This window comes from Klebsiella sp. WP3-W18-ESBL-02 (assembly GCF_014168815.1).
Lineage (GTDB): Bacteria > Pseudomonadota > Gammaproteobacteria > Enterobacterales > Enterobacteriaceae > Kluyvera > Kluyvera ascorbata_B.
The window spans coordinates 1,892,733-1,914,002 of sequence record NZ_AP021972.1 but is presented as its reverse complement, the minus strand read 5'-3'; the positions used below and the strand labels follow the sequence as shown (position 1 = coordinate 1,914,002).

Annotated in this window: 15 protein-coding genes; all 15 read right to left on the bottom strand. The window is 42.1% G+C overall.

Annotated features, from left to right (window positions below; all coding sequences use genetic code 11):
- Positions 1 to 14 precede the first annotated feature (14 nt).
- The 15 genes from H7R56_RS08925 to wcaK all read right to left on the bottom strand — a co-directional run bounded on the left by H7R56_RS08925 (position 15) and on the right by wcaK (position 21,260).
- Positions 15 to 2,168 carry a hypothetical protein gene (locus H7R56_RS08925; protein ID WP_182928581.1) on the bottom strand — a complete coding sequence of 718 codons (2,154 nt, stop codon included), beginning with the start codon at positions 2,166 to 2,168 and terminating at the stop codon, positions 15 to 17.
- Between the two features lie 87 nt (positions 2,169 to 2,255).
- Positions 2,256 to 3,383, bottom strand: coding sequence for a glycosyltransferase family 4 protein (locus H7R56_RS08920; protein WP_106929570.1), 1,128 nt, complete (start codon positions 3,381 to 3,383; stop codon positions 2,256 to 2,258).
- A gap of 5 nt (positions 3,384 to 3,388) precedes the next feature.
- Positions 3,389 to 4,525: a glycosyltransferase family 4 protein gene (locus H7R56_RS08915; protein WP_106929568.1), complete on the bottom strand. Its 1,137-nt coding sequence runs from the start codon at positions 4,523 to 4,525 to the stop codon at positions 3,389 to 3,391.
- Positions 4,525 to 5,421 (bottom strand): GDP-mannose 4,6-dehydratase, encoded by an 897-nt coding sequence (locus tag H7R56_RS08910; protein WP_106929566.1) that lies wholly within the window; start codon positions 5,419 to 5,421, stop codon positions 4,525 to 4,527. Before H7R56_RS08910 ends, H7R56_RS08915 begins: the two co-directional genes overlap by 1 nt.
- On the bottom strand, positions 5,421 to 6,455 hold the full coding sequence (gene gmd / locus H7R56_RS08905; protein WP_106929564.1) for a GDP-mannose 4,6-dehydratase: 1,035 nt from the start codon (positions 6,453 to 6,455) through the stop codon (positions 5,421 to 5,423). Before gmd ends, H7R56_RS08910 begins: the two co-directional genes overlap by 1 nt.
- Before the next feature lie 136 nt (positions 6,456 to 6,591).
- Positions 6,592 to 9,081, bottom strand: coding sequence for a glycosyltransferase family 4 protein (locus H7R56_RS08900; protein WP_106929562.1), 2,490 nt, complete (start codon positions 9,079 to 9,081; stop codon positions 6,592 to 6,594).
- Between the two features lie 10 nt (positions 9,082 to 9,091).
- The gene (locus H7R56_RS08895; protein WP_106929560.1) at positions 9,092 to 11,029 is read right to left on the bottom strand and encodes a methyltransferase domain-containing protein; all 1,938 of its coding nucleotides are present in this window, start codon (positions 11,027 to 11,029) and stop codon (positions 9,092 to 9,094) included.
- Between the two features lie 20 nt (positions 11,030 to 11,049).
- Positions 11,050 to 12,387 (bottom strand): ABC transporter ATP-binding protein, encoded by a 1,338-nt coding sequence (locus tag H7R56_RS08890; protein ID WP_106929558.1) that lies wholly within the window; start codon positions 12,385 to 12,387, stop codon positions 11,050 to 11,052.
- A 1-nt stretch (position 12,388) separates the two neighbouring features.
- Positions 12,389 to 13,174: an ABC transporter permease gene (locus H7R56_RS08885; RefSeq protein ID WP_106929556.1), complete on the bottom strand. Its 786-nt coding sequence runs from the start codon at positions 13,172 to 13,174 to the stop codon at positions 12,389 to 12,391.
- Between the two features lie 12 nt (positions 13,175 to 13,186).
- On the bottom strand, positions 13,187 to 14,560 hold the full coding sequence (gene cpsG, locus H7R56_RS08880; RefSeq protein WP_106929554.1) for a phosphomannomutase CpsG: 1,374 nt from the start codon (positions 14,558 to 14,560) through the stop codon (positions 13,187 to 13,189).
- A 22-nt stretch (positions 14,561 to 14,582) separates the two neighbouring features.
- On the bottom strand, positions 14,583 to 15,998 hold the full coding sequence (locus H7R56_RS08875; RefSeq protein ID WP_106929552.1) for a mannose-1-phosphate guanylyltransferase/mannose-6-phosphate isomerase: 1,416 nt from the start codon (positions 15,996 to 15,998) through the stop codon (positions 14,583 to 14,585).
- 327 nt (positions 15,999 to 16,325) lie between these two features.
- Positions 16,326 to 17,219 (bottom strand): UTP--glucose-1-phosphate uridylyltransferase GalF, encoded by an 894-nt coding sequence (galF, locus tag H7R56_RS08870; RefSeq protein WP_106929550.1) that lies wholly within the window; start codon positions 17,217 to 17,219, stop codon positions 16,326 to 16,328.
- Positions 17,220 to 17,352: 133 nt separating this feature from the next.
- Positions 17,353 to 18,750 (bottom strand): colanic acid biosynthesis protein WcaM, encoded by a 1,398-nt coding sequence (gene wcaM, locus H7R56_RS08865; RefSeq protein WP_106929548.1) that lies wholly within the window; start codon positions 18,748 to 18,750, stop codon positions 17,353 to 17,355.
- 9 nt (positions 18,751 to 18,759) lie between these two features.
- Complete coding sequence (gene wcaL, locus H7R56_RS08860) at positions 18,760 to 19,983, bottom strand: colanic acid biosynthesis glycosyltransferase WcaL (protein ID WP_106929546.1); 1,224 nt, start codon at positions 19,981 to 19,983, stop codon at positions 18,760 to 18,762.
- Positions 19,980 to 21,260, bottom strand: coding sequence for a colanic acid biosynthesis pyruvyl transferase WcaK (gene wcaK / locus H7R56_RS08855; protein ID WP_106929544.1), 1,281 nt, complete (start codon positions 21,258 to 21,260; stop codon positions 19,980 to 19,982). The genes wcaL and wcaK overlap by 4 nt, the downstream gene beginning before the upstream one ends.
- Positions 21,261 to 21,270: the final 10 nt, after the last annotated feature.

Below are 21,270 nucleotides of genomic sequence, written 5' to 3'. Positions count from 1 at the left end.
TTTCCCTTGAAATATTATTGACATTTGGATGCATGGATGGATTTAATTCCGTACGACAAATACCGATCGTCAGAAGACATGTTTAGGTCTTTCGGCGATTTAACTTCCCCATCAGCAGTAATATATACCTCAGGGAACTCAGATGAGATTGGAACCGTGATATTTAGGGTTTCGCCATCATGGTAATTATAAGTTTTTTCATGGCTACCTACCCTGATATGGATAATATGATTTGTTCCCATACCTTCGAATCTTCGTACGACATCAAAACTTGCAGTCCGAGAGCAACTAGTATCGAATTTGATACTGGCATTTTTGCCGATCCATGCCCCCCATCCTTCCTGATTAGAAAAGCCATTAAGTTGGAAATTTTCATAATAATCTGGTGATATCCGTTTTATCGCGTAAGTATTATTTTTAAAGATAACATCGTCATGAGTTCCTAATGATTCAGTCAGAACTAATTTCAGCTTTGCTTCCGATTTATATTTCTCGTAAACATCTTTTAAATTATAAATATACCCCCCAGCCTGTAACGAGGGTGCAAAGATGACAGGTCGACCATTTAAAAAATAACTAATCCAACGACTTTTCATAAAACCGAAATCGCCTAGATTGTCTTCCACCAAAAGAATATCATCTCTTGTGTTATTTAATGAGGAACCAAGTGAGACAATATCACGCGAAAGATGTTTTACGCTCGATATACGAATTGACTCAGTGAGCGTTTTACTAAATCCATAACCCATGCCGAATACTAAGATAATAACAGCTGATAGATCCACCCATCTGCATTTATCTTCATTCTTTCTTTTATGTTTACCTAACGAACAATATACAAAGCATGAAAGAAGAACCATTAGAGGAAGTGAAATAAATTCAACAGCCTTAACTGCACCGTATGGGTAATTTTTTAAGTACATAGCACCATAAATTAATAGAGATGACAGAAGTACAGGTAATATTGTTTTCTTCTGATTACTATCAACTCTGAATATTCCATACAGAATAGAAAGAGAGAATAACACCAATAATATTTTTTGGTACCAATGATCATCACTAGAAATATATAGAGTTGAGATAAAAAATATCCCATTATATACATTCAGCAAATCAAAAAGACCGGGATATTGATTATTACCTTCATTAACGGCACTTGAGGTAGTGATGAATGTATTAATTGCATCATAAGTACCAAATGGAGCCAAGCAAACAACCAGTAGTGCAATCAATAAATTAAATTTAATTATATAAATAAAATTCTTATGTATAAACAAATGAATACCCAAGAATATAATTATTGATGGGATTGCAACAGATAGTAATTCAGGGTACGTAGAAAGAAGAGTTGCGAATAACAACCCAGTAATAAAGCAATCGACCCCATAACGCCCTGAATTAATTGATTTAGTATAGAAATAATATCCTAAACCAAAAAATACCATTCCCCATAGGGTAGCATAGTTACCATTAGCCCAGACGTATAGCATCGATGGCGATATCGATACAACCGCGCCGACCAATAACAATAAATAATAATGCTTTTCTTTTGTATTAACAAATGCACATGCTGCACTTACTAAAAGTAATGCCGCAAGCGCGAAAACCAGAGGATAGCTCTGATATACCTCAAATCGAGTTAGTGTTGAAAAGAACACAAGCACGAGTTCACTACCAATTCTTGGAAGTGAATCAAAAGTCACTGCCGTGGTAGCTGCGAGATAATCGAATATGGAAGAAGAAACCCGAGCATTTACTGAATAATCTTGAAGCCTAAGGGCTCGAAAAATATACCATAAATCATCATGATTCCCTGTCCCCTCGAGTGGAACCAAATCCTTTATGATATAAAGACCATATACTCTAGGCAAAATAACGAAAAGAGATAACACGACGGCAAATATTAGAACTGGCTTTTTATTGTTATTAGCAAAATAGGAATTTATTGCTAAAAATAATAACACACAGCCAACAATGTAACTCGCAACGCTGCCGTTTAAAAATTGAACCAATACATGCATCGCACACACAGATAATGCCAGCATGACAGTAACTCGAACCGGAGTTTCAACGAATCCATTATCAATGGATATGTTACTAAAAACAAAACTTGAACGATAAAGAATGAAAATGACAATTAAAAAAAGAACAGAACTGATAATTTCCATTAACAAACCCATATGAAGAATAAAATATTAGCAACTTTCTAAAACCAATAATATTTGTTATATTTTGAGAAAAACAACACGTTAAGGCTATTTATTTTCACTATCTATAAGTAATGAACGATATAAATCATTATATCTTTCTGCCATTCGTTCCGCTGTAAATAAGGCTTCGAAACGAGCTCGAGCATTCTTACCATACTTTGTTGCTAACTGTTTATCTTCCCAAAGTGTCAACATTGCATCATGTAAAGCCGTACTATCTGAAGGCGGTATTACAATACCTGTTTGATTATTCTGATTAATATAACTTGTACCTGTGCCTATCTCACAGGAGATTAATGGTTTCCCGTACATTGCTCCTTCAAGTAAAGTTATACCGAAAGCTTCAGAGCGCAAATGTGATGGAAAAACCACACTAAAACAAAGTTGCAATAATGCCGCTTTATCTTTGTCTGGTAGTGCACCAACAAAGTGAACGTTCGGCAGTGATAATCCTTCCGCCTGGGCTTTCAATTCTTTTTCGATCACACCAGAACCCACTATCACGATCGGTAATGATGTATTATGCGCGGCATTAAGTAGTGTATGTAGTCCTTTATAATAACGGAACGCACCTATAAATAGGAAGAAATCTTTGCCAACCTTATTTTCCCAGAATTGAAGCCTATCATTATCTTCTCTAAGATAGGGGCGCTCATCTAAACCATATGGTATAACCTGAACCTTGTCTTTGTATTTCTGAAGCACATAGCTAGTTTCTGCATAATTTGGCGACGCTGCGACAATACAGTCCACTGAATCCAAAAAATGCTCCATAAGAGGAGTATACAAACGTAAAATAGACTTCTGTTTAACTATATCAGAATGATAACTCAAAATTGTAGGTTTTTTTACGCCACAAATAAAGTGAAGCATATCCATAAATGGAAAAGGAAAATGATAATGAATAATATCAGCCTTCTCAACCAAAGATTTAAATGTTTTGATACAGGAAAGTGAAAATGGCGTTGAGGCTATCTCAAAATCCGTTTTACTGTAAAAAACATGTTGATTGCCAATAGTATCGTCCTTACTATTACCGCGCCTACTAAGTGATAAAACCGTTGATTCTATATTGAATGATATACTCGACTCGCTCAGTTGATAAATAACTTGCTCAATACCACCAAATGTATCTGGGTAATATGTTTTATAAAAATGTAGTACTTTCAACATTACTTTTATCTAACCTGTTTGTATGCTGCAATCGTCTCCGCCGCGCATCTTTCCCATGAGAACTTACCTGCATGTATTTTCCCGAGTTCTACGGCATGCAACTGCCAGACATCGTCATCAAGACTTTTTATAATTAAACTTGTTAATGTTTCAACATCCATAGCATCACACATTAATGCGCCCGGCCCTGCAACTTCCGGAAGTGAAGAACTATCTGAACAGACTACCGGTGTGCCAGAGGCCATTGCCTCTAAGACAGGTAGTCCAAAACCCTCATACAGCGATGGAAACAAGAAACTTACAGCTCCGGCATAAAGAGCAGGCAAATCTGAAGAAGCGGTAAAGCCAAGATACCTAAGCCAACCTTCTCGCTCGCCTTTTTCGAAACGAAAATGAAGATTTTCACTTCTCCAACCTTTGAAGCCACTGATCACTAACGGAGTCTGTTGCCTGCGCTTGAGTGGTATTCGCTCATACGCATCAAGCAAAGTAGAAATATTTTTTCTTGGTTCGATCGAACCCATAAATAAAGTATACTGCTTGAACTTCAGGTTAAATTTATTAAGTATGGGCTCAATAGTTTCTTTTTTATATGGCCTAAATTGATCGCTGCAAGCCAACTTTGCTGTAAAGACTTTTTTTTCAGATAAATTAAAAAAATTAATCAGCTCATTTCTTGTAAAATCAGAATCTGAAATTATTACTTCCGCACGTTTTATTGTTTGCAACAATTCTTTTTGCATATAGCGAACACGTTCAGGCGGGTGACAATGAGGCAAAGTAAAAACAGATAAATCGTGAAAGGTAACCACACAATTATCTACCCTGGGAGGAAGGTAGAAATTCGGCCCATGATAAATAGCATCTTTATGCTTTCTTAAAACATTCGTCTTTAACCACGGTGCCGAAACCCGATATATTTCAGAAGCCAAGCGATTTTTTTTTAGATATTGCTTAATGCCATCTGTGCTGAGACTTGACTCACGCGCAACAGGGAGTTGCGTTGTTAATTTATGCGCACGTAAAAAGCAAAGTTCGGATATATCTTGGCTGCGGGAAAGGCATTTAGCCAACTCGAAAGCATAACGACCAATTCCGGTCAACGGATATTTAATTGCATCGGTTCCAAATATAACTTTCATTAATCACTTTCCAGCATCCAGCGCAAGGTATCTTCAAGCGGAGGGACATTCCAGTCAGGAATAAATGACTGAAGTTTTGTTGTGTCACCACACAGAGTTTTTACTTCATTATGACGAACAAAAGCTTGATTAACACGAATATCTATATGCTGACCAGTAATCTTCTCACATAGCTCGATCACTTTTCGTAAAGAGTAAGTGCGGCCAGAACAAATATTAATAATTTCACCATAAGGTCTAGCTGCTAATAGTCTCACATAGGCCTGGCTAAGAGCTCGAACATCAGTAAAATCTCGCCAAACGTCAATATTTCCCAACTCTATAGTTGGTGATTTATTTTTAAAATGCTTAACAATTTTTGGCAACAGAAAATTATCAGCCTGCCCTACTCCGGTATAATTAAATGGCCGAGTAATAAATATAGGTAAACGGTCCATCCATAAACGAGACATATACTCCATGCCGAGTTTACTTACTGCATAGTCATTTGCAGGGTTTGCCGGTGTGTTCTCATTCAACCGCCCCCCAAGGCTATTACCATAAATATTGGCACTACTAGAGAGGAGAATACCATCTAATTCAGAATGACTAGTACACAATGCTTGCAGCAGATTTCGCGTGCCTAATAAATTTATATTATAAAATCCATCTGCATCTCCATGCCCAACATAGGCTATTGCCGCCAGGTGAATAACTACATTTGGTTTTATTTGTTTAATAACATTTGTTAGCCCAGAAATATCAGTTAAATCAACCTGGAAATAATCTAGCTGGTTAGAAGGCGTAGAGCCAAGACCGAATACCCGATATCCGGCAGCGGATAATTCCGCTGCCACATAGCGGCCGGTAAATCCATTGAGTCCTGTGACCAGGGCATGTTTTCCGGCGGTAAACATCAGTACGTCGATCCTTGCTGGTTACGGCGTAAGTCAGCATCAACCATCATTTGACATAATTGTTCCAGTGAAGTTTGAGGTTCCCAACCAAGAATTTCTTTCGCTTTAGCGGGATTGCCAATCAACAAATCGACTTCAGCAGGTCGGAAAAATTTAGGATTTACGCGGACTAAGGTCTTTCCTGTAGCAACATCAATCCCAATCTCCTGTTCATCCTTACCTTCAAATCGTAAAGTGTAACCAGCAGCTTTAAAAGCCATACTAACGAAGTCACGGACCGTTTCCGTGCGATTAGTAGCCAGTACAAAAGTATCTGGTTTTTCAGCCTGAAGAATACGCCACATCCCTTCCACATATTCTTTTGCGTATCCCCAATCACGTTTGGCATCCATATTGCCCAGCTCAAGAACATCCAACATTCCAAGTTTAATTTTGGCTACCGAATCAGTGATCTTACGAGTAACAAATTCCTGGCCTCGTAATGGGGATTCATGATTAAAGAGAATACCGCTAGATGCAAAAATATCGTAACTTTCTCGATAGTTTACTGTCATCCAGTGCGCATATAATTTTGCCACCCCGTAAGGGCTTCGTGGATAAAACGGAGTATCTTCTTTCTGAGGCACTGCTTGGACTAAGCCAAACATCTCTGAAGTCGACGCCTGATAGTAGCGAGCCTTAGGATTAACAATACGAATAGCCTCCAGTAGATTAACTGGGCCAATTCCTGTGATTTCTGCAGTGGTGATCGGCTGATCAAAGGAAACACCTACGAAACTCTGTGCGGCTAGGTTATATACTTCAGAAGCGGCAGTAGTTTGAAGTAGACGAATGCTTGCTGAAAGATCAGTTAAGTCATATTCAACGAGGGATAAATTAGGGTCATTTTTGATACCTAACTCCTCAATTCGCCAAAAATTAACAGAACTCGTACGACGATAAGTTCCATATACTTTATAACCTTTGCTTAATAGTAACTCAGCCAGGTACGCCCCATCTTGTCCAGTGATACCAGTAATAATTGCAGACTTCATTATATTGACCTTTAATTAAAACAAATTAGACTTTAGCAAGCAGAGATTATATCAACCTTTATGTTGCTTTTCCAGATTAGCGACATAATACCATGAATGAATCATGTCGATACACGAGAGTGCTAGCATTGTTAGCTTAGCTTATTAATGGCAATTTACTCAGAAGTTGCTCGACACTCTGACGCCAAGTCAACCATTTAACATCAATTGATTTAGGATGCTTATCACATTGGTACAGTGAATACCATTCAATAATCGCCTGACTAATATCATTAGGATTTTCACCCTTGAAATAATATGCATGCGAACCGACTACTTCTCTAAAAACAGGAATGTCCCTGATGATAAGAGGTATATTCTTTTGAGCAGCTTCGATCAATGGAAGGCCAAAACCTTCACCTTTTGATGCAAAAATCAACGCGCATGATTTAGTATAAATTAATTCAAGATATTCATCACTTATATCTTGAAGCCAGAATAAATGTTTGTTGTACTCAGAACTGGTATTAATTTTTGATACTAGATCCTCAACATTCCACCCTTGTTTGCCGATGATACATAATTGGAATTGATGGCCATCAGCCCAAAGTTTATTGAATGCTGCAAGCGTCTGTTCATGCCCTTTTCTTGGCTCTAATGTACCTACCATTAGGAACGTAGGTAATTCTTCCATTTTTTTTATAAACATGGTTGCAGAATCTGGGAGACCACTTGATGGCATGCTACCATCAATGTCTGCACCTAAGTGGAAGCTAGAAACTTTAATAAATGGGTTAATATATTTTTGCTGGTTTTGGAGCCAATTTCGAGTTTCATTGGCAACACTTTCGGATATGCAGATAAGTTGATCACCATGAGCAGCAATACCTTCCAACCATGAGGGGAATGCAAGCCTTATACTTTCAGCACACCATTCAGGATGAAGAATAGGTAAAATATCGTAAACAATAAAATTGACATTCACACCTACTTTTCTTATTTCATCAATTTCAGGAAGAATAGCAGGGAACAAATGGGCAGTAAGATCGGCAACTAGCAGAATATCATCTTTCGTAAATAATACTGCTTTATCCTCAGTTTCATTAACACCGAAGCTTCTGGCTTTATATTTATTCGCATAGCGGTAACATTCACCTATAGTGTAGTACACAGGATGAATGTTGTAACCTTCAATTTGCATTGCCATTAGTTGACTAAGGATACTGCGTGAAACGCGTTGAATTCCTGTTTTAGCATCATGGTGAACCAATACAGATATATCAACCAACAATTTACGTTTGTGCATCCTATAGTTATTTCGCACAAGCGACCATGCAAATTTCAAATAATCCTGTTTGGATACACCAGATGATATTTCAAGTGAATTAATAAAATCATCAAAGATAAAACCTTTGCTTGACGAAGTTTTATTATTAACAAGTTTTGCCATCGTATCAATAGCACGCGTTGCCGATAAATCCCAAGAAAATTTAATAACTTGAGTTTCAGCATTTGCTTTAAGTTGTTCATAGAAATTGCTATCAGTCAGAGCCTTAGCAATCTTATTTGACATATCCTCAGGATTTGTAGGATCAAACATTGCCTGATCCCACCCCATTACCTCAGGCAAACTTGTTGTATTTGAGCTCAATGTTGCTGCACCACACTTCATTGCCTCTAATGGTGGCAAGCCGAATCCTTCATGAAGAGATGGGAAAACAAAAAGAGTACATAGATTATATATTGCAATAAGTTCATCATCACTTAGGTAACCGGTAAAAATTAATGATGATTCGACTACTCCGTTATCCTTTGCTAAATCGATGATCTGTTGCTTCTCAGCAGAATTTACGTTATAAGCCAAAACAAGTTGGTAATTATTTCGCAAAGTCTCCGGTAATTTACTGTAAGCAATTACCATCGTCTCGATATTCTTTCTAGGTTCCATCATAGCGAGAGCAAGAATAAATTTCTTCGGCAATTTAAGTTTGTTTATCAAACCTGAGAAATATTCATCTGTCGAAGCTATTTTTCTGAATGAATCGCTGGCAGCAGACGATATATTTGTTACTTTCTCAGCTGGAATTCCAGTATGAATAATTGCTTCTTGTCGAGACGACTCAGATATGGCAAGTAGCCCATCTGAACCCGCTAGCTCCGCTAATTTATTCATATAAAACTGTTCAAAAACTGGATCGCACAAATATCGTTCTTTGTTAAGAAGTGGAATTAGATCGTAACAAATTACAAATGTCTTCCAGTCAGTACTTTTAGATATATTTACTGTAAAATTATCTGTAAAACCTTCAAAGAAACTACTTACCAGAACAATATCTGGGGAAATATTCTCGATTGCCAGCTCACGACACTGCTGAGTTAATTTTGAACGATAGAGATTATTTTTATCACGATTTGCGGTCGGGCTAACTCCTGAAAAAATATAACACTCATGCTCAGGAAGAATGTCACATAGCTTAGACTTGACTTCGTTGATATTATTAATTGGATATAGTCCATTAATAAGAACACTGATGCGGTGCTCTCCCCTATTAAGGATTATCGCACGAGTAAGTTCTAATGTATAACGACCGATACCCCGGCTTTTACTTTCTGACTGTAATCCCTGGACATCAATTAGAATATGCAAAATAGTATCCTCAATTATTTTTTTTAATCATTTTATGAATTTTTGCAACTTCCTCAGGTACCAACTCAGAACTGTTTAATTGAGCATTAATTTTGCTATCTAACCAAACGTCTGAATCTTCGGTATTTATTAAAACTGGAAACATTCGACGATATATTTTGAAAGCTAAGTTGTACGTCCCAGTTTTATACAGTATTTTACGGGTGAAATTTTTTAAATTGTGGTTAGCCTGAAATACTTTAGCAACTTTAAGTAACAATCGCTTAACCAAATGTTTAATTCTTTTTTTTAACCCGTGCTGTCTTAATAATTTTAATTGTGTACTAATATAACGGAATGGTTTTATTATTTTCAGCTTAGAGATATTAATAAGTGCAGAATTTAGGCGTTGTAAAGATGAATATTGCTCTTTAACGTTTAGTAATTCTTGTCGCAATGCTGCAATTTGCCTAAAACTCTCCTCAGAAGTTGCTGATAAGTGGTCGACTCGTTCACTATTAATGAGACCTAAATTTTGCATATCGATGGCAAGTTGTTCCTGGGCTACAACCCATAATTCTGCACCCGTTATGCTTGCTGAAAAGTTTGGTAAAGTATGCCTTATTTCAAATAATTCAGCTACCAAAGCAAAATTCCAGTCTTCCACTGGTTTACGCCATAATTCCCCCAACCAATTTTGATATAACGGAGGAAGCGTGAATGGGTTTATATAGCCTTTACGCCAAATAACCTTTTTATCAGTGTGATTCTGAATGATTTCATTAATAAAAACAAAGAAAGAAAGAATGGGATCATATGGCCAGCCACAATCTTTTTTCTTTTCTGAAATAGAACCATAATCAATCAATCGATAACAATCATTACTACTATCATAAATAATATTCCAAGTACGGATATCATCATGATATAGGCCTTCATTTTCTAATATAACAAGCTCCGCTAATATATCTTTTAAAACTTTCTCAATATTAACATTATGTTTTTCAGCCAAAAGTTCACATAATAGTGAACCCTGAATACGCTCCATAGCCAACCAGCCATCATGCCTATTTATTTTACTTTCTATAAGCTGCGGAGCCTTAAACGCGGCAGGTGGTTTGCTAAGAAATTCCGCTTCATGCATAATCTCAGTTCGATTTCTTTTACTTTGGAAGGTTTCAACACCTCCTCTAGTTGGGAAAGTACATTTTTTACAGACAAATGAATCACCAAAATAGTAACGTCTGGTACCCTCATGTGGCACACTATCACTCATATTATGTGGTGCTTTGCGCCATGAATTAAATGTTCCTACAAAGTTATCCAGAACTACTCGCTTGTTACTGATGACGTACATTGGCCTGTTTATCATTGAAAGATGAGTTTCAAATTCGCCAATTAAACGATAAAAGGAACAGTAATCAATAAGGTCAGCCGGATTTTCAGGTAATGAGTTTCCCCAGTAAAGCGGCTCTTCACGTAAAGCCAGCTCCATAATAATAATTTCTGTGCAATCGCCCAAATGTTTGAGCCATTGCTTCACCTGTTCAAGTCCATGTTCATGAACAATATGATGGAAAACACTTAAACCTATTACGAGATCGTAGTCATTTACATTCGATGTTTTAATAATATCTTCAATGCGTCCAACTTCAAAAGTACATTTATACGTTGGATTTTCTGCAGCCAAAGCTTGGCAGACCTTAATATTAGCGGGCAAGAAATCCACACCACGGACGGTTGCCCCTAACGCGGCAAGACTTAAACTAAAAAAGCCTTGAGCACAGCCTAAGTCGAGAACTCGCAATGGTCTCCCGAGCACTTTTTCTAGTTTGCAGTATTGTTCAGTAATTAAACCTAAACGAACGTTGCAGTCTCGTGAAGATGCATCTGCCCATTTATTATGACCATAAATAGTCTGGTAAATTTCTGGCAGTTGTGAAACTAGATACTCTAAATCGGTATTCATAACCTAATTACATCTCCGGCTTAATTACAACAAGAAAAAGAAGATTTTAGGTCGACAACACCCCAGAACTCCATCTTCTTGTTGATATGCAAAATAATCGAATCATAACGACGGTCTAGAGGAACCATTTCCCCCCGGGGATCTCCGGCAGAAACCCCAAATGACAGCATATAATCTCCGCTGTTTAAATTGAGAGGGAAACTGAACTTAAATATTTTTACGTCACCGCGTTGTACTGAGCAGCTTTCACGACCTGATGATGCAAGAAATGAATTCGTTCCATATAGAAATAATCCATCAAGTGTCTTAATCAAAATACCCGGTACAACATTATCAAATGACTCATCAAAAATAACTTTTATAATGAAATCAGTATGCTGATTACTTTCAATACTAGTGGGGTAATATTTATTGTTTACTCGGATTATATAGTCGATAATTCTAGCCCCGCCCTGACCCCAGCGGTATTCCTCCGGGCGATATCCGATGCGCGTATGGTATAGATCCGCTACCCCAGCAGGATCAAATTCATTAAAATCTGATTCAGCCTTTTGCGATTCAGCCTTTTGCGATTCAGCCTTTTGTGATTCAATCCTCGGTGATTCAGATAAATCAAGATTTGAATCATCAGACTTTCCAAATAATTCATCCATATAGCGATTTGTCACGTCTCGAGATGAACCATCTAGTTCAATATGCCCGTTTTTCAGGAAGATACCCCTATCACAGTGTCGAACAATATCACTTGCACTGTGAGAAACAAGCAGAAGCGTGGTACCTGCCTTTTTGAACTCAGCTATCCTCGCAAAACATTTAGCCTGAAATCGAGAATCACCTACCGATAATGCTTCATCAACGATTAAAATATCAGGTCTGGATGCAGTAGCAACTGCAAACGCAAGACGCATTTGCATGCCGCTGGAATACACACGTACAGGCTGGTCGATGTAATGTCCAATATCAGCAAATGCCTCAATCTCGGGCATAAGTTGCGTAACTTGGTATCGAGTCAATCCCATCATAAGGCCAGACATATACACATTTTGACGGCCAGTAAAATCCGGGTGAAAACCCATGCCAAGTTCTAATAATGCCGCAACGCGCCCAACGGTAGTTATTGATCCTTCAGTCGGTTGCGTAGTCCCTGTCAACAGTTTTAAAAGCGTGCTTTTTCCTGCGCCATTGACCCCAACAATCCCCACTGACTCACCGGGATTAATCGTGAACGAAATATCTTTAAGAACCCACTTTTTTGAGTGTAGTACCCGATTCCCCGGGCCTAGTTTCTCAACTAATCGCTTCCATTTGGAATTATAGTATTTATATGCTTTCCCGACATTACTTACAATTATACTCATGTCAAATCTCGTCAACAATATCAGCCGAATGTTTTCTAAAAATCTTCCATGCAAATATAAAAATTAACGCAGAGACAACTCCAACAGGAAGTATTTTTAGCCAATCAGGTTGTTGCTGAAAAAGAAGAATTTGTTGATAGGCTTCGATTAGAACAGCCATTGGGTTCAGGATTAATAATTTCCTTGCCCAATCTGGTATGATATTACTTACATAAACAATAGGAGTAAACCAAAACCAGAATTGTGTTAGTATAATAATAAACTGCCCAATATCACGAACAAAGACATTCATCACCCCCAATAACATGCCTAAACCTACAGTGAAAATCATTTGTATAAATAGGACAGGGATGATTGATAGTATCACCCAGCCGGGAAAACTACCTGTAGCAACCAAGAAAATAAGAAATAAAGAGAATATAATTAGAAAATTTAGAAATGCAGATGCTGAAACAATAATAGGCAAACATATTTTAGGAAAATTTATTTTCTTTAAAATATTCGAATTATTGATGAATACATTAACTAAATTTGTTAAAGTTTCGGAAAAAAGTCCCCATGTCAAAACTCCTGAGCAAAGGTATATGCTATATGCATACTGCCCTCCACCTCCTGAAAATTTTGCCCTCATCAATTCTGAAAATATAAGTGTATATACCGATATCATTGCAATTGGTTGTAAAACTAACCATGCAGCACCTAAAAAACTGGTTTGATAGCGAGATTGAAAATCCCTTTTTATGCTATCAATAATAAAGCCGCGATATCGATAGATTGCGGAAAACATTGATGTCACAGATCACTCGCTCAATAATGTTAGTATTTCATTAGTTTTGGTTTGCATCAATTGTGCATCCGCTTTCGATTCTACATTAAGCCTAACCACTGGCTCTGTGTTTGACGTTCGGACATTAAAACGCCAATCATTGTATTCAATGCTTACGCCATCAGTAGTATCAACAACGATGGAATTTGGTTCATATTTCTGTCGGATAAGATCAATAACACGATCTGCGTTTTCGAGTTTGCGATTGATCTCACCAGATGCAGGAAATGCCTGCATGCGTGAAGATACTAAATCTGACAAAGACTGATTCATGACACACAACATTTCAGCAACTAGTAACCATGGAATCATGCCACTGTCGCAATACGCAAAATCGCGGAAGTAATGATGAGCACTCATTTCACCTCCATAAATTGCATCCTCTTTGCGCATGCGTTCTTTAATAAATGCGTGACCAGTTTTCGACATTACAGGAATACCACCAGCCTTCTTAACAATATCAATTGTATTCCATGTTAGACGTGGGTCATGAATTATCTTAGCCCCGGGTTCTTTTTTTAAGAAAGCTTCTCCTAATAAACCAACAATATAGTAACCTTCAATAAATTGGCCTTCACCGTCAAACAGGAAGCAACGATCGAAATCACCATCAAATGCAATACCAAAATCAGCATTATTATCTTTCACTGCATCAGAGGTATCCTGTCGACATTCAGGTAAGAGAGGGTTAGGTATTCCATTAGGAAAAGTACCATCGGGCTGATGGTGGACCTTAATAAAGGTTACGGGAATCCTGGCATCATTGAAGCGTTTTTCAATTGCATCAATAACATGACCTGCTGCTCCGTTTCCGGAATTGACCACTAGTTTCATTGGGCGAGTGAAATTTGCAAAATCAATGTAACCCATTAAGTGATCAACATATGCATCCAGAATTGAGATGTGCTTATAGCTGCCACGCTGATGAGGTATCACTTCAGAGAAATTATTAGCCTCAGCGAGACGCTGTACATCGCGCAGGCCAGTATCTCCACTGATTGGTTTTGCGTTTTCACGAACAAGTTTCATCCCATTGTAATCCATTGGATTATGGCTTGCAGTGACCTCAATACCACCATCGATGCCCAGATGGAAGGTTGCAAAATATATCTCCTCAGTACCACTTAAGCCGATATCAATTACATCCGTACCCGCATCCATCAGGCCGTTCGCCAGTGCGGTTTTAAGACTTTCGCTGGTTAAACGCACATCGCCACCAACAACAATAGTTTTTGGCTTTAAAAATTCACCGTATGCACGACCAATACGATATGCAATATCTTCATTTAATTCTTCACCTAATTTTCCACGGATGTCATAGGCTTTAAAACAAGTTAATGTAGACATAAACCTCAATTACCTTAAAATATTAGCAACGACCATATTGGTCTTTAATACGAATAATGTCATCATCGCCCAAATAAGAACCGGACTGAATTTCGAGTAATTCTAATGGTATTTTGCCTGGATTCTCGAGACGATGGTGTGCCCCAATAGGAATAAAGGTGGACTGGTTTTCAGTTAACAAGAATTTTTGGTCTTTAATTGTAACTTCACCGGTCCCGGATAATACGACCCAGTGTTCAGTACGATGGTGGTGCATTTGCATCGAAAAAGCCGCACCGGGTTTGACCGTAATTCGGTTTACATTAAAACGCTCGGTCTGAACAACGACATCGCACCGTCCCCATGGGCGATAAATTTCACGGTGGCGTTTATATTCACTACGGCAATTCGCTTTTAAATACTCAACAACTTTTTTAACATCCTGAACCTGATTTTTATCTACAACTAACACTGCATCTTTTGTATTTATGATAACCAGATTATCTACACCTACAGCTGCAACGAGTTTTTCATCAGTATTGATGTAGCAGTTATTCGCATTATGAAGATATGTGTCACCTGTAAGTACATTTCCCTTACTATCCTTAGGACTCACTTCCCAAAGTGCGGACCAGGAACCAACATCACTCCATTCAGCATCCAAACCGACAACAACTGCATCGGTCGTTTTTTCCATTACGGCGTAATCGATCGAATCATCAGGGCACGCAATAAAAAGCTCTTTATCAATTTTGATAAACTCATCGCCATCCTTTCCTTTCTTAATTGCCGCTTTGCAAGCATTAAGAATGTCAGGGCGGAATTTCTCTAGTTCTTCGAGATAGCGTTTGGCGCGGAACATAAACATACCACTGTTCCAATAATATTCCCCTGAGGCAACGTATTCTTCAGCGGTTTCTTTATTGGGTTTTTCAACAAAACGACTAACCTGGTACGCTACATCATTATTAATGACTTCTTGCTGGCCACGCTGGATGTATCCATAACCGGTTTCAGCGCCAGTCGGTACAATACCAAACGTCACTAGTTGTCCACGATTAGCGAATGTTAATGCTGATTCAACCGCCTGATGAAACGCTGCTTTATTATTAATGATGTGATCGGCAGCTAAAACCAGGAGTATTGGATCCTCATTTGTCGTAATTGCATTCAACGCGGCTAATGCGATTGCCGGTGCTGTATTTCTACCCACAGGTTCTAAGATGATATTCTGCGATAACTTATTGAGTTGTCGTAACTGCTCTGCCACCAGAAAACGGTGTTCTTCGTTACAGATAACCACAGGTTCCAGGGCATCAACATCGTCCAGGCGGAGTACCGTTTCCTGAAGCATTGATTGTTTTCCGTACAAGCGCAGAAACTGCTTCGGGTACAGCTCTCGTGACATCGGCCACAAACGACTACCGGTACCACCGGCCATAATCACTGGAAGTAACATTTTAATTCCTTAATATTTCACAGCTATCTGAACTGCAGCTCACGAGAAATGGGCACGCTACCGCCCCTGGCTCAACAGCTACCAGAACACTAGAATTTTTGAAATGTATTGTAACTCTGACGATTTTATCACTAAGCTAAAATACGTCGTTGATTGTCATCTGATTTTGTATGAAATGTCGTCAACTTACGTCATTAAATGACAAACTAACATGATTTGCTTGTTACTAATTAAAAACGGCAGTTACATCCCTTGCTAATTAGAATCTGGCTAAGAATGTCCACCACCGTTATTTTTATTCGCAGCTAATTTTACCTTCGAGGCATCTTATTTCACGAGTAAAGCCTCAATCGACTTCCTGAACTTCGCCCCTTCCTTCAAATTCCGCAGCCCATACTGCACAAACGCCTGCATATACCCCATCTTCTTGCCGCAGTCGTAGCTCTCGCCCGTCATCAGCATGGCATCAACAGACTGTTTCTTCGCCAGCTCGGCGATAGCGTCCGTCAGTTGAATACGGCCCCACGCCCCCGGAACGGTCTTCGCCAGCTCCGGCCAGATATCGGCAGACAGCACATAGCGGCCCACGGCCATCAGATCAGAGTCCAGCTCCTGCGGCTGATCGGGTTTTTCAATAAAATCAACGATACGGCTAACTTTACCCTCTGACTCCAGCGGATCTTTCGTTTTGATCACAGAATACTCAGAGAGATCGCCCGGCATGCGTTTTGCCAGCACCTGGCTACGCCCGGTCTCGTTAAAACGCGCGACCATCGCGGCGAGGTTATAGCGAAGCGGATCTGCGCTCGCGCTATCCAGCACAATATCCGGCAGCACAACCACAAACGGATTGTCCCCGACAATCGGGTGCGCACAGAGGATCGAGTGGCCCAGGCCCAGCGGCTGTGCCTGACGTACGTTCATAATAGTCACGCCAGGAGGACAGATAGACTGAACTTCAGCCAGCAGCTGGCGCTTAACGCGCTGCTCGAGCAGGGCTTCCAGTTCATACGAGGTGTCGAAGTGGTTTTCCACCGAGTTTTTCGATGCATGTGTGACCAGAACGATTTCTTTGATCCCTGCAGCAACCACTTCGTCGACGATGTACTGTATCATCGGTTTATCGACAATCGGCAGCATCTCTTTAGGGATGGCCTTCGTGGCGGGTAGCATATTCATACCCAATCCCGCTACCGGAATGACTGCTTTCAAATTAACCATTATCTTGTCCACCTATATTCGGTTGATGAATTATAGCGATTAAACATGTTTAATCCACTCTGTTTTGTCATAGTACTGATTTGGGTAGGGAAGATCCCTGGATGTAATCTGAGAATTCAGTGGATTAAGGCGTTCAACGGCGCGGCAGTGCGAAATTCAGCCGCTCGGTGTTGACAACATGCTGGTCGATAAGGTCTATATCCGCCGACGGCTGCCCCTTCTCGTTAACGGCATTGATGTGGGCCAGTGACAGCAGCGTATCCTGCTTCGCCATAAATTTCCCTCGCACATCCTGACGTAAGTCAAAGTTGAGCCTCAGCGCCGGCCCGCGCTTTGAGTCCTGCATCACATTGATATTACGCAGGAAAATATGCTGAGGTTTGTTGTGAATCTCCAGCGACGCGCGTTTCATGGTCAGATTGGTGAGAGAGACGAACGAGGGGTTATTGCCTGAAGAGATTTGTATGCCCCGCAGGTTGTTAGCCAGCAGACTGTTGTCCAGCTGTATATTATTCAAGCGGAAGTTTTGTGGTATCGACAAATAGTTACCTTTGATAACACCATAGCCAATTAGCATTCCCGCGCTATTAACCATATCAACACCATCAATAACGAAATTATCACATCCATAGATCGCCACCGTGGCGTTATCTATTCCCGCCTGCTTACTGAAGTCTGGCGTAATATTGCTGGCCTTCACGTTGCGAATAATAAAATGCTTACCGTTTTCGACGTGTATCAGCTGGCGACAGTGGCTGCCGGTGATGTTGGCGACGACAAAGTTCTTCACCGCCTGCTCTTCCGGATAGCCGTTGTCGTAGGTGCTGCCAGCAAGACCAATGCCAATACCCCAGTTCACCTTGCCGTTGGTACAGTCGATATGGTCAATCACGTGATCGGAAATGAGGATATTGCGGTCGTTGATCGCCACATTCCACTCAATGGCATCGCCCTGTAAGTAGCTAAAGCGGCAATGGGTGATGTTCACATCCAGCCACTGGTTATGGTAGCCCTGGCGCAGGATGCCGTAATTAGCCCGCGTGATGGTCAGGCTGGTGAGCGTCAGGTTGCGCAGCGTGTTTTTCTCTTTGCCGCCAATAAAAATCTGCGCTACCGGCCCATAGCCGCTCATCGTAAGCCCGGCAACGGTGCAATCGCCGCCGCGGATATCCAGCGTGATGTTATAAAGACTCGCCTCGCCGCTGCCGATCACCTGGCAGCCTTTTTGCAGGATAAAGCGCCCTCGCCCATTGCCCTTCAGCGCGCCGGCAATGGCCAGCGTCTTCCCCGGCGGCAAAGTTATCGCCGTATTAATGTTATCGCAGACAACCTCTGAAGGAACGCTGACGATATCGGCGGCGCTGAAAGCCGCGTTAAACGCGCGGATCCAGTCACCGTCATGCACAAAGTCGCGAATATCCGCCGTAGTGCGCTTCTCAGCCGCCCGGGCGCTCTTCCCCGAGAGCACCGGCAGCGCTGCGGCAAGCGTTGCGCCTGCGGTCAAAAAATAACGTCGGGTTAAGGTATGCATCGCCCCTCCTCAACAAAGCGTATGCAGCAGGCTGGCAAGCTGCCGGTTGATAACCTGCTGGTTAAATTCAGTTTCCACTTTAGCCCGCGCGCGCGTCAGCACCGGCTGAAGGCTATGGGTATCCATATGCCCTAACGCCTGCAGTTTATCGGCCAGCGCCTGCGCATCATTCTCCGCCACCAGCCAGCCGGAATGGCCGGAATCAATCAGCTCCGGGATACCGCTGTGTTCAGTCGACAACACCGGGATGCCCACCGCCATTGCCTCCATCAGTGCCACCGGAATACCCTCCATGTCGCCGTCAGCACCGGTCACCGAAGGCAGCAGAAAGACATCCGCGGCATCCAGCATCGCTTTAACCTCATGGCTTGGCTTGAACCCGGGCATCTCAACCCGGTCTTCCAGCTGGTACTGCTCGATTAAAGTGCGCAGACGCCGCTCCCACGGCCCGATGCCCAGAATGCAGTAGCGAAAATTCACGCCCCGCGCTTTAAGCTGGCGGCAGGCTTCAATCGCCACGTGCAGCCCCTTTTTCTCGGTTAAGCGGGCGACAGAGATAATCTGCAGGCGCTCATCCGGTGCTTTCAGCGGCCTTAGCGAAAAGCGATCCATATTGACGCCCATCCGCGAAACGCTGATTTTCTCCTCCGGGCAGCCCATCGCCCGCAGGCGCTCCGCCCACAGCTGGCTGATGGGCAGCATCATGTCGCCGCGGCGAAACAGCTGCTGATACTCGCCGGCGTAATGGTTTAAAACCTCACGGCTCGAAATATCAATGCCGTGAAACACGGTAGCGATCTTGCCGCGAATGACGCCCAGTTCACGTAGCTTCGCCGCCGTGACGCCCGCAGGACCAAAATGTGCGATAAACACATCGGCGATATACGGCTGCGGCGTGCGGCTACATATAGAAGAAAGAATCAGATTGCGCGCTTCCTGCCCATACCGACGCACATTTAACGCCCGCCATACGGCAGGGCGATGCAGCCCTCGCAGAGTGCCGCACGCCCGGTAACACAGTTTCTCGCGCGCCGTCGGCGGCTCATCCTGTAGCCAGCGGACTTTGTCCGCCAGCCGATACTGGGTGTAGGCAGCATGCGTATTATTCAGGTCGCCTTTTTGCAAGGCGACGATCTCCACCTCATAGCCCATCTCAATAAAAGCCACGATCTGGTTTAAGACAAACGTCTCTGACGAGAGGGGGAATTTCAGCAGGAAGAAGCTGACTTTCATCGGCCCTCCCGGATACGGTTGAGCACGGACTCAATCATCGCAAAGCCTTTCTGCCGCTCGCCTTCCACCGCCGCAGTAACTTTCTCGCCCAGCGCCGGAAGCTGGTTCAGCATGTCAGCCACCACGCCCTGCATGGATCCATCCAGCAGATGACGAATATCAATAGCCATCTCCGGCATGCCTAGCTGCTGCATAATCCCGGCGGATTTGTGCTCGTAGTTAATCGCAATCGCCGGCGTGCCAAAGTTCATCGAAATAATCGCCGAATGCAGACGGGTACCGATGGTCAGTTCGCAGGAAGCCAGGATCTTGCCGATTTCCACATCGTTCAGTTCATCCATCGCAATATGGAAGTGCTCACGGTTGTTCACGTACTGCGCCATACGCAATGCAACCATGCGATCATCGCGGTTGTAGCGGTCGATACTGGTACAGGTCGAGAGCGCCAGCACCTGATAGCCATCGGCGATTATCCGGTTTACCACCTCGGCGAACGCTTTCTCATAGGCCTGTTGGGTGGTGCCCAGACGCTTATCAAATGGCTCAAGTTCGCGCAGGGTAATCGCCACGGTTTTACGCTGAGCGGTCAGGTTCAGCCAGTGCTGCACCGCATAGTCTGGCGTAAAGCTGTCATTGCGATGTTCCACCAGCCAGGCGGTGTCTACGCCCTGCTCCACTTTGCGGGTATCAATCTGTGCTTTAGCCATCAGCTCCCGGCTTACCGTCTCACGCAGGATCAGCGCATTGGTGCGGCCAAAAACATAGTTCGCCAGTTGGTTAAAGTCCGGATTCTGGAAAGGGCCGACGCTGTGGCCAATCATATAGATGGGTTTGTTTGCCATAAACGCGCACAGCGGGTACTCAAAGTGGGTCAGCCCGTAGAGGTCGACATAGTTCGACCCGCCCACCTGGATAATGGCGTCATAGTTGTCAAGGAAACGCACAAACTCATGGAACTCCGGGGCAATCTCAAAATTGCGCAGCTTACCTTCACCTGTCACCTTCGCCAGCAGGATCTTGTGCTGGAAACGACGGCGCAGCACCTTCTTCACCCGTCCGCTCATGCCCCCCACCGCCTGCTGCTTCTGGCTCAGCTGATACAGCGGGTCAGCGATAATCTCACGCCCTTGCAGCCAGGAGGAACTGATCGGGAAACGGCTCATCACGTCCATCTCCACGTCCGGTTGCTGGCGAAGTATGGCGTCAAGCAGGCCACGCATAATGGCGCTATCGCCACGGTTGCCGCAGGTGTGGTTTCCCAAAATAAGTAATTTCATCATGGCCTCA

Bases quoted from the DNA above. Each gene is read 5' to 3' on its own strand.
- H7R56_RS08925 (WP_182928581.1), bottom strand. From the start codon at position 2,168: ATGGAAATTATCAGTTCTGTTCTTTTTTTAATTGTCATTTTCATTCTT.
- H7R56_RS08920 (WP_106929570.1), bottom strand. From the start codon at position 3,383: ATGTTGAAAGTACTACATTTTTATAAAACATATTACCCAGATACATTT.
- H7R56_RS08915 (WP_106929568.1), bottom strand. From the start codon at position 4,525: ATGAAAGTTATATTTGGAACCGATGCAATTAAATATCCGTTGACCGGA.
- H7R56_RS08910 (WP_106929566.1), bottom strand. From the start codon at position 5,421: ATGTTTACCGCCGGAAAACATGCCCTGGTCACAGGACTCAATGGATTT.
- gmd (WP_106929564.1), bottom strand. From the start codon at position 6,455: ATGAAGTCTGCAATTATTACTGGTATCACTGGACAAGATGGGGCGTAC.
- H7R56_RS08895 (WP_106929560.1), bottom strand. From the start codon at position 11,029: ATGAATACCGATTTAGAGTATCTAGTTTCACAACTGCCAGAAATTTAC.
- H7R56_RS08890 (WP_106929558.1), bottom strand. From the start codon at position 12,387: ATGAGTATAATTGTAAGTAATGTCGGGAAAGCATATAAATACTATAAT.
- H7R56_RS08885 (WP_106929556.1), bottom strand. From the start codon at position 13,174: ATGTTTTCCGCAATCTATCGATATCGCGGCTTTATTATTGATAGCATA.
- cpsG (WP_106929554.1), bottom strand. From the start codon at position 14,560: ATGTCTACATTAACTTGTTTTAAAGCCTATGACATCCGTGGAAAATTA.
- H7R56_RS08875 (WP_106929552.1), bottom strand. From the start codon at position 15,998: ATGTTACTTCCAGTGATTATGGCCGGTGGTACCGGTAGTCGTTTGTGG.
- galF (WP_106929550.1), bottom strand. From the start codon at position 17,219: ATGGTTAATTTGAAAGCAGTCATTCCGGTAGCGGGATTGGGTATGAAT.
- wcaM (WP_106929548.1), bottom strand. From the start codon at position 18,750: ATGCATACCTTAACCCGACGTTATTTTTTGACCGCAGGCGCAACGCTT.
- wcaL (WP_106929546.1), bottom strand. From the start codon at position 19,983: ATGAAAGTCAGCTTCTTCCTGCTGAAATTCCCCCTCTCGTCAGAGACG.
- wcaK (WP_106929544.1), bottom strand. From the start codon at position 21,260: ATGAAATTACTTATTTTGGGAAACCACACCTGCGGCAACCGTGGCGAT.